A 14,779-nucleotide genomic window follows, 5' to 3' on the forward strand; every position below is an offset into this window, starting at 1 on the left:
TTAATTTACACCATCCATATCTATAGTTATGGAAACCCTAATTACACATAAAAAAGAGAAGAACATTGGTGAGTTCTTCTCTTTTTTTATTTTTTTAAGATTACTATCCAAAGTAATTATTGCAATTACTTTAAGCTGGCTTTTGAATTATAAATTCTGATTTTCATACTTCTTCATGAGTCTATATAAGGAAAAAAGAATCTACTCCTTTTCTAGCCAAATAAAAGGAATTTTTAAAAAAAGTTATTTTAATTTGTACTGTTCTCCTATATTAATGCCTGCCCATGAGTATTTCCCTGAATTATATATTAAGGAATAAAATGTATTAATCCTTTCCGAGTATGAATTCGAACAGGTATCCCTTGCAATATGTCATTAAAATAAAACGGATCACCTCTTGGTTCAATTAGAAAACTAATTGTAAATAACTACAACGACATGAAAACACTTTACTCCTAAATCAATCACTTGTATTACTGGTTGCATGAAACTCCTTCTTGAGAAAGGTTTTAATTTCCGAATATTCTGTTGACCGCTAAGACATATCCAATTTACAATTTAATTGTGATGTTTTTTCACAAACTACTTAGAATACACTTCATTTATTCCAAAACAATTACAAATAGAGGTGCTAAAATGAAAACAAGAGTAAATCCAGAGTTATTACAAGGGTTAGAGATGTTTCCAGATCTCGATTTACGCCCGGAAAACTTGCAATCAATCAGAGAAGGAATAGCTCAAATGAGACCACCTACCGTTGTTGATGAATCCCTTTCGTTAACAGATGAAGTCATTGTTGGACCAGATGCTAATCCGTTACCATTAAGAATTTATCGTCCAAAATCAAATAATGAATCTTTACCTGTCTTATTATGGATACATGGTGGTGGTTATATCTTAGGGTCTATAGATGATAACGATGATACTTGTATGAGGTTTGCAAAAGAAGTTGGCTGTGTGGTCGTGTCTGTAGACTACCGCTTAGCTCCTGAACATCCTTACCCAGCACCAATTGAGGATTGTTATTCAGCTTTAAAATGGATTGCTGATAATGCAAAGTCATTAAACATTGATTCTAATCGAATTGGGGTTGCAGGAGTAAGCGCTGGCGGTGGACTAACAGCAGCATTATCATTATTAGCCCGAGATCGAAAATATCCTTCGATTTGTTTACAAATGCCACTCTATCCAATGCTTGATGACCGAAATAATACACCTTCAACGAATGAAATTAAAGAGGGATTTGTTTGGAATCAAAAGGCAAATGAAGCTGGTTGGAAAATGTATTTAGGAGAAATGTATGGAACGGATCAAATCCCTGCCTATGCAGCGCCTTCTCGAGCTGAGGATTATAGTGATTTGCCATATACTTACACATTTGTTGGTCAATTAGATCCATTCCGCAGTGAAACATTAACCTATGTAAGCAAACTAGCGCAAGCTGGTGTTGATGTCGAATTTCATTTATATCCAAATGCCTATCACTGGTTTGAAGGATTAAATCCAAATGCCGAGGTATCTATTTACGCTGTGAACGAAATGGTACAAGCAGTAAAGACTGGTTTTGAAAAAATCGCTAAGATAGAAGTTTAGTCTTTTCACAAGAGAAACACTCACAAATGTGTACTGTTTGTGAGTGTTTTTGTCTTTCAAACAGAATAGCCGATTCTAAATAAGAATCGGCTATTCATATGTAAAATTCACCTGAAAAATGACTTTAAATTGCTTAAACCCGATATATTAAGACTGAGAAACAGATATAAGATGTTTAGATGATGTGTTTATTTCCTCTGCCAATGCTTTTATGTTCATCATGATTTGAAGTATTTCTTCTGTTGTTGTCCTCGGGTTGATAGAGCAAAGTCGAATTACTACTTTTTCTTTTAATTTAGTCGTACTTAGCATAGCAAATCCTCTTTGATTAATTTCTTCTACCAGTTTTTTGTTTATTTCATGAATTGTATCTGTAGATGTTAGCTCACAAGGAATATAACGAAAAGTAACAATTCCTAACTGGGCAGGTGTTACCACTTCCCAATCTTTTTCTTTCCTTAAAAACTCTTCAACTTGTTCAGCTAACATAATGCCATGATCAATTGCCTCGCGAAAAGCTGTGACTCCAAATACTTTAAAAGAAAGCCATACTTTTAATGCCCTAAATCTACGAGAAAGTTCAATTCCACGCTCCCCAAAATTCACTTTCTCTTCTATATTAGTTTCCGTATCCTTAATATACTCTGGGATCATACGGAATGTTTCACTTAAATATTGTCTATTTCGAATAAGTACACAACCAACATCATAAGGCTGAAAAAGCCATTTGTGCGGGTCTAACGTCAAAGAATCGGCACGATGTATTCCGCTTAACAACTCCCTTCCTTTTTCACTGAGAATTGCTGCAGCCCCATAAGCCCCATCCGCGTGCAGCCATACATCTTCATCACTACAGAGATCAGCCAATTCATTGAGGGAATCAACTGCTCCGCAATTGGTTGTCCCTGCATTAGCAATAACACAAAATGGTTTTTTCCCTTTTAATCGATCTTCTTTTATTTGCTTTCTTAAAGTACTAACTGAAATTTTTAAATCTTCATCTGTTTCAATTCGGCAAATCTGATGATGTTTAAACCCTAATACTTTAAGTGCTCGATCTACAGAAAAATGAGTTTGGTTAGAAAAATACACAACCGCATTTTCTATGTCATTATTCAGCTTGACCTGTCTCGCTACAGTAAGTGCAGTCAAATTAGCCATGGAACCGCCACTGACAAATAGCCCTTCAGCTGAATCAGGGAATCCTAGCATTGATTTTAACCAGTTGATTGTCGTTAATTCAATTTGTTCAGCACCTGCACCTACTATCCAAGCTGTAGGAAATACATTAAACCCACTTGCTAAAAAATCTGCTACTACACCAACATAATTATTCGGACCTGGCACAAAAGCCATAAAATGAGGATGATCCACATGAGTAATTTGATTAAACACATTGTTATTAAGAAAATGAAGTAACTCTTTTGGATTGGATCCGTTTTCTGGAATCTTTTCAATTAGCTTGTCTCTAAAAATATTACTATCAAGCGTTTCCGAAACTGGTTTACTTTTTAAATGATTCATATGATCAACAATCAAGTCCACCGCTTGATATCCTAACTGACGCATCTCTTCGGCTGATAACTGCAAGTTTTTTGTCATTTGGTTTACTCCTATTCTATTTAAAAAGGCGAGTTCTTGCTCGCCTTTTTATTTTTTTATAATTTGTAATCACCGATTGCCTGTATTGGATTTTGAAGAATCGTGTTGATTAACTGATGGATGTGATTCAATATTTCCTGTATTTTCTCCGCTTCATATACGGTTTGATCATATCCAAACTTTATTGTAAGTTTCTCTTCAGGGAAGCACATAATTCCATACTTTACATGCGGCTCATCAACAACTTCGTGATCTGTGATGGCAAAATTTCTGTTTTCGTTTGAAGAAAAGATAGCTGAGTTAGTTGGATAGTTTTCAAAAACCCAAAGATGGTCAGTCAACTGATTTTTTAATTCACTTTGTTTTTGTATATCAACAAATGAATAGTATGCATACTCATTACATTTCAATGTTTCTAGTTGTACTTTTTGCAGGAAGTCCACAAAAGATTGCGTTTCTGTCCATGCTAGTCGGATGGGCAAAACATTTGTGAACAGACCGAACATATTTTCAATCCCTTCTACTTCGGGAGGTCTGACTGATACTAGATTAGGTAATACTACTTCTCTCATTCCGTTGTATTTGCCAAGCAATATTCCCCATACAGCTAGTAATGCCGAATTCATAGTTATATTGTTTTTAGTTACAAATGTCTGTAACTGATTAGTCAACTCCTTATCTAATGTTAAATCCATAAATGTGAAATTTAACCCTTCACTTTGAGTTGGTCCTTTCTTTTTAGGAATACTAATTTTTCGATTGTATCCTGATAAATAATCCCGCCAAAAATGACGTGCTTTCTCATGATCTTGTGCTAAAGTCCAATCTATGAATGTTTCAAAAGGTTTTACCATAGGTAACACCGCCGTAGTTCCCGCATTTATTGTTTCATAGAGCTGGAATAATTCGTCTATCAAAATGCTGACGCTCCAACCATCACATAATAGATGATGGGAACTCCAAACTACCTTATGCTCATTATTACCTAGTTGGAATATACAGAGGCGGTTCATAAGTTCATCATTTTTGAATCCTTGACTTAAATTTTCATTCATCCATTGGTCTAGGAATTTTTGCTGTTCTTGTTTCGTCATCTCAATCAAGTTTTTTATCTCTGAAATCATTTGAACATCATGTAGAACAGCTTGCCAAGGTTTTGCTTGTTCATCTTGCACAATTATCGTTCTTAAAGAATCATGACGATCAACTAATTGTTGGAAACACTGAATAAAGAGATTAATATCCAGCTCCCCCTCAAGTGCCCAAATTGTTTGTTCGAAATATGCATTTGTATCAGGTTCAGTCGCAGCATGTTCATAAATAACTTCCTGGAAAGGTGCCAATGGGTAAATACGTTCTATTTTTATTTCTGGCATTTTTTCTTGTATTTTGATAAGTGTATGTTGATTAAGTTGTTTATCTTTAACATTTAGTAATGTAACTTTATTATCGTTCATTTTGTTTACATCACTTGTTTGCGAATTTGGAAGATGATCAAGCTTTTTAACAAATTGAACCATGTCTCCTAATATAGGAAATGAAAATAAATTTTTTGGCTCCAGCTCAAATCCTTGTCTATACAGTCTGACGGAAACTTGAATCGCTTTTATCGAATCTCCACCTAAGGCAAAGAAATGATCATTTACTCCAATCCGATTTACTTTGAGTACTTCTTGCCAAACACTAGTTAATATTTTTTCCATTTCCGTTTTTGGAGCAATAAATACTTCATTTGTTTGTTTCTCCGGAGTAGGGAGCGCTTTTCTATCTAATTTCCCGTTTGGAGTCAAGGGCAATTGTTCCAAATAAACAAAATAAGAAGGAATCATGTAATCTGGCAAGTGATCTCGCAAATGCTTTCGAAGTTCTGTTGTGCTAATATTTTTCTCAGTTACCACATATGCGACTAAAAATTTTATACCATACTCATCTGTCTGATCAATCACTACTGCATGTTCGACTTGTTTGTAAGTGAGAAGACAATGGGCGATTTCTTCTAACTCTACTCGATATCCTTGAATTTTGACTTGATAATCTTGGCGGCCTAAAAATTCAATATATCCCTCAGGATGCATTTTTCCACAGTCTCCTGTCTTGTAAATAAGACCAAAATCAGGATGTGATACAAATGCTTCATTTGTTTTCTGTTCATCATTTAAATATCCTTTAGCAAGGCCCACTCCCCCGATATATAAATCTCCAATTACACCAACAGGGCACATTTTCTTTTCATAGTTCAACACATAATACGTTTGGTTTGCCAAAGGTATCCCGTATGGAATACTCTTCCAATGCGATTCCAACTGTTTGACCGGATAATAAATTGACCAAATCGATGCTTCTGTTGCTCCTCCGAGTGAAACTACTTCCGCAATCGGAAAATGTCGTTTTATTTTTTCTGGTAAAGAAAGTGGAATCCAATCTCCACTATGTAAAACTAAACGCAAGGAAGAATGTTCAAAATGAGAACCTACTTGATCTAATGCCAAATCCATAATTGCAGGTACTGTATTCCAAATTGTAATTCCTCTACGTTCGACAGTACGGATTAATTCTTGCATGTCTCTTGGGTCACGAATCATTACCAACATTGCACCTGTGCTTAACGTTCCGAAAATATCGTATACAGATAAGTCAAAACACATAGAAGAAATACCAATAATACGATCATCTTCATTTACCTGATATTTTTGATTAATATCTTGAATGGTATTTGCAACCGCTTGGTGAGTAATAATTACTCCTTTCGGTTTTCCTGTACTTCCTGAAGTGTAGATAATATAGGCAAGATCTTCCGGACCAGCAATAGCAGGCATATCTTCTGTTGTGTATAATGACAAGTGGTTTTCTGCATAAAGACTAGGTTCTAATAAAAGTTTGCATGAGCTATTTTCTAAAATATATGTTTGGCGATCTGAAGGATGGTCGGGATCAATCGGAACATAAGCGGCACCTGCTTTTAAAATACCTATCATATTAGCAATTGTGTCAACTCGTCTTTGTGCTAAAAGACCAACTTTGTCACCTAGATCAATTCCTTGTTCTTTTAAAAAGTGCGCAACTTGATTGGAGCGCTTATGAAGCTCCGAGTATGTTAAGTAGTCTTGTTCAAAAACTACTGCTACTTCATCCGGTGTACGTTTTACTTGGTCTGTAAATAATTGATATAAAGTAGTCGACGGTATTTTTTCTGTTGTCTCATTGTATTGCTCAATTAAAGCATGGTCTGACTCTTTCATCTGCAAAGATGTTACGTCACTTTGTTTCACTAATTGTTCCAATAAGTCAACAAATTGGTGAAACATCGCTTCTATCACATCAACATCAAACAATTCTTCAACATAGTTCCAGCTAATTAATAACTCTCCATTTTTTTCAATTACCACATTATCCAAATACACTTGTGGAGTCCGAGCATGAATATGGCGAAGTGAACCAAGTTGTTCCCAAGCAAAAGCCCCCGCACCTGCTAGCATCGAGGTGAAAACAATTGGCATAACTGCTTTTGGCGTCATTTGATGATATCGAGTAAAATCTCGAATGAAATTAACTCCATCGTAATGGCGATGTTCGAGACCATCTAATAAAGTAGATTGCGTTTCTTTTACTCTAGTAAAGAAAGATTGATCTGGATTCACATCAACATCCAACAAGATGAGTGAAGTGAAATCTCCCACAATTTGCTCTACTTCTTCATGAACAGGATAACGGTTAAATACAGTCAAATTAATTGCCAATCGACGTTGATTACTCCAATATGCCAATACATCACCATATATTGTACAAAGCAGAGCCGAAGGAGTTACTTCTTTCTCTTGTGCTAACTTTCGTAGCTTTGTCCATATTTCATTGTCCAGGATCTTATTAAGTGATTGGAACTTAGGAGTAGCAATCTCTGCCGGATCCTTTTTTAACAGCAAAGAAGGCGCAAACGGAAAGTCAGGAAGCTTACTTGTCCAATAATCTTTTGCTGTTTTATATTCTGTACTTTGTTCCAGTTCATCATAGATAAACATGTAATCTTGAAAATCAAAAGATAGAGGTTCTAACCTTTGCTCTGGTTTATAATAATAATGAAACAAATCCTGTCCAACGATGTTCATGCTTGCTCCGTCCATTAATAAAGCATCGTATCGAAAACATAATAAATACGTGTCTTCTTTTAAAAGAAAGGCTTTTAATTCAAACAAAGGCCATTGCCCTAAAGGAAATACATGATTAGTCATTCGAGAACGTTCTTCTTGTAAGCGAGCATTTTGATTCCTATCATCTAAATCTATGAGACTTACTATTTCAATCTCGTAATCAGGAACGCTTTGTAATATTTGCTGTTCTCCCTCTGGTAAAATTACAGCTCGTAACATCGGATGACGTTGAATTACCTTTTGAAAACTTTTTGAAAGACGATTGATATTCAATTCTGTTTCATATTCAAAATAAGTTTGAGGTGAAATACCACTTAATTCAAACTGTGAATTCCGTCCTAACATGTACGCTGTCTGAACCTCTGTTAAGGGAAATGGCTTAGACAAATCTTTAACATGGGTTGGTCTATTTTCAAAGTTTTCCGTTTTATGCTCTAACTTTACACAAGTACTAAGTTGAGCAATCGTGGGATGCTTAAAAAAATCTGTTGTACTTATTTTTAAGCAGTCTTTTCTTAATAAATTAATTACCTGAAGTGCTTTAATCGATTCTCCTTTTAAAGCAAAAAAATTATCATGAATACCGATTCCCTCAATCTCCATAACTTTTTCCCATGCATGCACCAATTTTTGTTCAATTTCATTGCGCGGGGCAACGTATGGAATTGATACATAATCTGTTTGTGTTATATCTAATAAACTTTTCCTATCTACTTTCCCATTTGGATTCAACGGAATCTCTTCCACCTGAATCATTTTTTCAGGAATCATAAACTCAGGTAATTTATCACTTAAATATTTTCTGATTTCATCAAAAGAGACCTTATTATCCGATACATAGTACGCAGCTAATAATTTCCTATTTCCATATACTTGATCAATAACGATAGCTTGGTTTATTTCTGGATATTCCCTTAACTGGCTTTCGATTTCTCTTAATTCAATCCGATATCCCCGAATTTTTACTTGATGATCCATTCGACCTAGATATTCAAGTTCTCCATTAGGCAACCAACGAACGAGATCACCCGTATGATACATCATTTCTCCTGCCATAAAAGGACTCGGTACAAACTTTTCATCTGTTAGTTTAGGTTTCCCAAGATACCCTCGTGCTACCGCCACACCACTAATGCAGAGTTCACCCGGAATTCCAAATGGTTTTAATTGACCATACTTATTTAATATATAAGAATGATAATTCGGGTTGGGACTTCCAATCGTAACTTCTTTGGCAGAGCTCAAATCCTTTACTGTTGCACAAATGGTTGTTTCTGTAGGACCATAAATATTTAAAATTGTCGCTTCACTGATGCATCGAATTTTTTCAACCAAATCAATGGAAAATGCTTCTCCTGCTAACAAAATAGATTTCAAATCTTTTAGAAAATTTGCCCCTTCTGGATCACTCAAAATCACTTCCATTCGCGATGGCGTTGATTCCCATAAATCCACCTTATGTTCTTTGACCAAATGAGCCAATTCTTTTGTTGCAAACTGGTCCTCTGTAGCAATGACTACTTTCGAACCTTGCGTTAAAGGAAGACATATTTCTAACAAGGAAATATCAAAAGATACACTAGCAAGAAACAAGAATGACTGATTATCTTTTACTTTTTCTCTCATTACACTTAAAAAATGGACAAGAGATTTCTGTTCCACCATTACCCCTTTTGGATTTCCTGTCGATCCTGATGTGTAAATAACATAAGCCAAATCATTAGGATCACTTTCTCGAACTAAATTACTTTCTTCACCTTGGAAGAGATGTCCCTCATCAAGATACAACACTTCACCAGCAAATTGCGGTAATTCTACCTCTGTTCGCTTGCTCAGTAAACATTTTGCTTGACTATCTTGTAACATATATTCAATTCGTTCATTTGGATAGTTAGGATCGATTGGTAAATACGCTGCTCCTGCTTTTAAAATCCCCACCATGCCAATAATCATTTCCAATGACCGATCTACCATAACCCCAATAATATTTTCTTTCGAAACACCTTTACTTTGAAGAACAGAAGCCAATTGATTTGCTTTCTTGTTCAAGTCTCTATATGTCAAAGATTGATCATTACAAACAACAGCAATTTGATCTGGGGTTTTTAACACTTGCTCCTCAAACAAGTCTTGAAATGATTGAGACAATTCTATGTCCGCCTGACCTTGATTCAATTCTTCTAGCAACTCTTTCTCTTCTTCTGAAATGATACAAATATCTTTCACAGCCAAATTCGAATTTGTTGACACTTGCTTTAAAACATAAAGATATGAATTTGCAAACTGTTGCAAAGAAGAGAATGAATGAGACTTGAAAAAAATTTGAAATTCAAATTCATTATGTATTTCATTCCATTTTCTTCGTATCCATATGGCTAAATTATTCTCTGCATATTCTTCTATCGAATTTTTATTATGTAATCCTTCCATCCCAATAACAATTTGAAAAGGAGTTAAATGATGTTTCGCTAATAATTCAGAGAGTGGATACTCTTGATTGTCATACCCGAATAAAGTCGTTTGTTCAATCTGATTTACTACTTGTTTAAAGCTGTGATGCGGATGGATTTCACTTCCTAAAGGAATCAATTTATTAAGATTCTCGCTTTGTTCAAGATTTTTTTCGATTACAGGAATACCAATAGTAATTCTTTCTTGATCTGTATAGTGTGCCAAACAAATCCTTAATGCGGCCTGTAACCAGCTAAATAATAATAAATCTTGAGACTTACTTACTTTTTGTATCCTTTTACTAAACTCTACATTCATTATGACTTGAACATGCTCGCTACGATTTTCTTTATTTAGTTGGTAACCGCTATTGAATACAGAAAAATCGAGAACCTCGGAAGATAATTGCTCCTTCCAAAACGCCTCTATCCCTTTATTCTTATGAATCGAACTTCGATCTTTAATGTGCATTTTTATCTTTATCCCCCTAATATTTATTTCATCTATTCGTTAATTTTCAAGCCAACTTCAAGTCCATGGAGAAATACTTGATGGTTATCCAAACTTAAAAAACGCTCAATCTCTTCAAATTTCATATGACCAACCGAACAAACTCCTAAATTTAATGTCTCAGCTACCATATTTAAAGTAGCAGTGATGATGCCTGACTCAATACACGCAAATAAATAGCCATCTGAACCGTATTTTGGTATGGAAGCGTTCGCATTATAGACTAAATAAACTGAAAAGGCAGACTGAGTAAATAAATCCTGGTTAATTAACTCATGATCACTTTTGATTACTTGATCAATATTGTTTACAACCACAAGACTATTTTTTGATGGGTTATAATAATAAAAACCAGCTTTCATACCTTCTATACGTTTTGGTTTTATATAAACAAAGATATCAATAGGATAGAGTCCGCCTGCACTTGCGTAATGATAGTATATTTTTTCTTCCCCAACCTGTTTTAGAGTTGATATGAATTGGGAAAATTCTAAAAAACTAATATGTTTTTTCATATCAAATTGGCGACAAGACCTACGTTCCTTGATTATAGTAGGTAGCTCATTTGTTGATTCAAGTTGAATTTCGGTTGACCTCACAGCATGGTGCGTTCGATTCAATTGTTCACTCATATACTTATCTAAATCTTCTTTAGAAAAGCGAATTTGGTTGCTATATGGATTCGGAAAAATCTTTTTTTGTGTGGAAAATACTTCTCTTGGGGGTAATATGTTACTTACTAACACACGATTTTTTATCATAAGCTCTATTGTTTTTTGTGTCTCTTCTACATTTCCTAACGAAAAGTGCTCTACTAGTTCACTAATTTTCACACCTTTTTGAGTCAAAAAATAAAACTCAGGAAACCACTCAGACAGAACGCCTGCAAATCTTGTTTCCCCTATCAAAATTTCATTATGCAACTTCTCCCAATGCTTAATAGGAGACCAGTAATAAATTTGCTCGCTCATATAACCCTCCATAAATGTTTTACTTATTTTCAAAATACAATTTTCTAATCTACAAAAATAATCTTTAGATTCTGCCCCTTGTCTCATAGTGATTATAAATACATGTACTTCAACGAAGCTTGAGAATAATAAAATAACTTTTTCTTCATTAAATTTTTTTATTTCATCATAAAAAATGATTTTTTATTAGACATTTCACATCCTTTCCCATAGTAATCCTATAAGGTATAAACCATTTAGAACATTGAGAATTTTCATGTATTTCCAACGTGAAATTATTGTAATGGATTGGAATGCAGATGGATATAGTTATTAAACAAAATAATATTGAGAAAGTTTTATTTGTTATAGCGATAAAATTTCCTAATGAGATTTATTACAAATAGATTAAGAAAAGAATTTAAAATTTTTCTTTAGAAGTTAGTGTAAAAATGTAACATACTATTACATACAAGTGAGTTACTAACATATCGTATTCAAAATAGAGAAAAGACACCAATTAAGGTGTCTTTTCTCTATTTTAATTCCATATACTTTTACGCCGTTGTTATTTTCAAACGATTTGTAGGAATTAATATAATTCAAATACCTAGATATTTAGTTATTAGATTGTATAATGAAAATTATATAAATTAAGAATGTATTTCAGATAATTTTATAAATAAATACAAAGATATCTCCTCTCCCTACTGTTACAATAGCAATAATCTCTTGTTTATTTCCGTTATTAAATTGTAATATAATTACAGTATGTGAAATTATACTACATTAACTTTAAAAGCGAAGTGAAAACAACCTTCACTTCGCTTTTTTCATTTGCAATCCTAATTCAATTTGCTCAATTCAGTATATACTTCCACATGATTTGCTTTTATTTAATCGGTTTCTCTGTTTTTAAAACTAATGAACTTAATGCAGGAACTTTAATTTTATTGTCATGGACAACATAAAGTGTTTTACTACCTGCCTGCTTACCGTCTACTAGTACTTTCCAAGGACCTTTCGATGGAAGCGTTATGTCAACGGCTTCTCTATTTGCATTGTGAGCCACCATAAAGTATTCACTTTTATTCCCATTGCCCTTTCCATCTATTGAATAAGCTACAACATTTTTGGGCGCATCAATAAAAGATACTTGTTTTTTAATTTGCTCTGCAGATGTCATTCGAAAAGCTGAGTACTTTTTGCGTAAATCTATTAAGCCTTTCATATAATCTACTTCATTATTAAATGCTGCACGGCGCAACCAGTCCATCTGGTTAATTGAATCAGGAGATTTGTAACTGTTATGATCACCATATTTCGTGCGCATAAACTCTTGTCCTGCATGTAAAAATGGAATACCTTGTGATGTTAATAAAATAGAAGAAGACAATTTGTGCATTTGTTTTCGCACTTCTTCACTGTCACCTAGATTAGTCAACTCAAGTTTATCCCATAATGTATGATTGTCATGTGCTTCCACATAAGTTAACACCTGCTCCGGATCTTGATAAGTAGACGAATTTGTATCGTAGTCAATGCCTGCCGTAATGCCTTTTTTAATACGGTCTTCCATGTTTTCCTTTCCATTTACAAAACCATTTTCTTTCTCCTCAAATACACTACCTTTCAATCCATCACGTATATTATCGTTAAAATGAGCAATCCCTTTCATTTTCTCTGCGTTTTTTTGATTTGCTTTCAATTCAGCTGCAAGAGGTGTATTTAAATCCCAGCCTTCTCCATGCAGAATAATAGAAGGATCAATTTGATTAACAGCTTTACGTATCTCATTCATCGTTTCAAAATCATGAATACCCATTAAATCAAAACGGAATCCATCTAAATTGTATTCTTTTGCCCAGTATGTGACGGAATCAACCATAAATTTCCTCATCATTTTTCGTTCTGAAGCAGTATCATTTCCTACTCCAGTTCCATTTGCAAATGTTCCATCTTCATTGTATCGATAATAATAACCTGGAACTAACTTATGAAAATTAGATTCAGCGGCATTATACATATGGTTATATACTACGTCCATCACAACACGAAGGTTATTATCGTGCAGCACCTGAATCATTTGCTTTAATTCAGTTATTCGAACAGTCGGCTCATAAGGATTTGTAGAATAGGAGCCCTCTGGGACGTTGAAATTTTTCGGGTCATATCCCCAGTTATATTGTGGTTCATTTAAAGTTTCTTCATTTACCGAGGCATAATCAAATATCGGTAAAAACTGAACGTGTGTAACACCAAGATCTTTCATATGATCAAGTCCTGTTTTAACACCTTCAGGACTTTTTGTTCCTTTTTCTGTTACACCTAAATATTTCCCTTTCTGCTTAATACCACTTTCAGGTTGGATGGAAAGATCGCGTACATGCAATTCATAAATAATAGCATCTTCCGGATTTTTAAATTTCGGTTTTTTGTTTGCTTTCCATTTTTTCGGATTTGTTTCTTTTAAATCAACGACTACACCTTTATCTCCATTTACGGAAGCAGCACGCACATACGGATCAACCGCTTCAGTCCACTTATCACCAATTTTTACTTTATACGTATAAAAGAGACCTTTTTGGTTCCCTTTAAGTTCTGTTTTCCAAGTTCCCTTTTCACCTTGTTGCATATTTATTTCAGTACCTATTTTATCGCTCCAATTTTTATATGAAACTAACTTCGCTTCACTCGCAGTAGGAGCCCATAAACGGAACTTTGTATGTTGCGGAGTATATATATTACCTAAATCATTACCACCATAATAAAATAAATTATCAAATTCCTCGCTACGAATGACTTTACCGATTTCAGTATTCGTATTAGCTAAGTTTTCTATTTTAACTTTGTATGTCTGTTTTAAATCAATTTTCTGCTCCGTAATTACTTTCACCTTATTAGTAATATCTCCACCATTTTTATCAAAAGGATTAATTTCCTTAATTTTAATGCCCTCAATTTCAATTTTCTGTTCCTTACTATTAAACGGAACATTAGTCGTTACAGTGATTTCATTAAAACTATCAATAGTAGCTTTTTGAATTGAGAGATCAGAAGAAGGCTTAGAATCATATACTTTTTCATCACCCGAAAGGATCCATACTTCAGCACGACCATCCCTTATATTTTCAACCCAGTGATCACCTCCATCTTTTTCCCATTCATTGGTACGAACTATAAATCCTACACGATTATAGTCACCATCTATTTTTATCTTTGCGTATTTTCCAAATTCATCTTCACCAGTAAATTCATATGATTTACCATTTGCATTTTCTCCCCACATCCAAAGATTCCAGTCTTTCGTATTTCCAGGCTGCTCTTTGTAATGAATGATAACTTCAGTTGTTTTCGAATTTGAAACTGCCTTCACATTCTGAAATGAGAAAACAGATGATAACATAACGATTATAGTAAGTAATAAAACTGATTTGTTAATTAATCTTTTTGTCATTTGCACCACATACACCCTTTCTTTAAATAGTACGAGCGATTTATTATGCTCGTCTAAATTACACTGCTTAA

General features: G+C 34.2%; 5 protein-coding genes. 1 reads left to right on the forward strand and 4 read right to left on the reverse strand.

Features of this window, described 5'->3' with window-relative positions:
* The first annotated feature begins 636 nt into the window (after positions 1-636).
* The gene (locus MKX77_RS11425; protein ID WP_341306685.1) at positions 637-1,593 is read left to right on the forward strand and encodes an alpha/beta hydrolase; all 957 of its coding nucleotides are present in this window, start codon (positions 637-639) and stop codon (positions 1,591-1,593) included.
* A gap of 147 nt (positions 1,594-1,740) precedes the next feature.
* Here MKX77_RS11425 and MKX77_RS11430 read toward each other — a convergent pair whose 3' ends face one another.
* The 4 genes from MKX77_RS11430 to pulA form a co-directional block, all read right to left on the reverse strand.
* The gene (locus tag MKX77_RS11430; RefSeq protein WP_341306686.1) at positions 1,741-3,195 is read right to left on the reverse strand and encodes a pyridoxal phosphate-dependent decarboxylase family protein; all 1,455 of its coding nucleotides are present in this window, start codon (positions 3,193-3,195) and stop codon (positions 1,741-1,743) included.
* Positions 3,196-3,251: 56 nt separating this feature from the next.
* Positions 3,252-10,262 (reverse strand): amino acid adenylation domain-containing protein, encoded by a 7,011-nt coding sequence (locus tag MKX77_RS11435; RefSeq protein ID WP_341306687.1) that lies wholly within the window; start codon positions 10,260-10,262, stop codon positions 3,252-3,254.
* A gap of 32 nt (positions 10,263-10,294) precedes the next feature.
* The gene (locus MKX77_RS11440; RefSeq protein WP_341306688.1) at positions 10,295-11,272 is read right to left on the reverse strand and encodes a SagB/ThcOx family dehydrogenase; all 978 of its coding nucleotides are present in this window, start codon (positions 11,270-11,272) and stop codon (positions 10,295-10,297) included.
* 871 nt (positions 11,273-12,143) lie between these two features.
* Complete coding sequence (pulA, locus tag MKX77_RS11445) at positions 12,144-14,714, reverse strand: type I pullulanase (RefSeq protein ID WP_341306689.1); 2,571 nt, start codon at positions 14,712-14,714, stop codon at positions 12,144-12,146.
* Positions 14,715-14,779 lie beyond the last annotated feature (65 nt).

Origin of the sequence: Bacillus sp. FSL R9-9410 (assembly GCF_038050385.1) — a bacterium.
GTDB lineage: Bacteria > Bacillota > Bacilli > Bacillales > Bacillaceae_G > Bacillus_A > Bacillus_A cereus_U.

Bases quoted from the DNA above. Each gene is read 5' to 3' on its own strand.
- MKX77_RS11425 (WP_341306685.1), top strand. From the start codon at position 637: ATGAAAACAAGAGTAAATCCAGAGTTATTACAAGGGTTAGAGATGTTT.
- MKX77_RS11430 (WP_341306686.1), bottom strand. From the start codon at position 3,195: ATGACAAAAAACTTGCAGTTATCAGCCGAAGAGATGCGTCAGTTAGGA.
- MKX77_RS11435 (WP_341306687.1), bottom strand. From the start codon at position 10,262: ATGCACATTAAAGATCGAAGTTCGATTCATAAGAATAAAGGGATAGAG.
- MKX77_RS11440 (WP_341306688.1), bottom strand. From the start codon at position 11,272: ATGAGCGAGCAAATTTATTACTGGTCTCCTATTAAGCATTGGGAGAAG.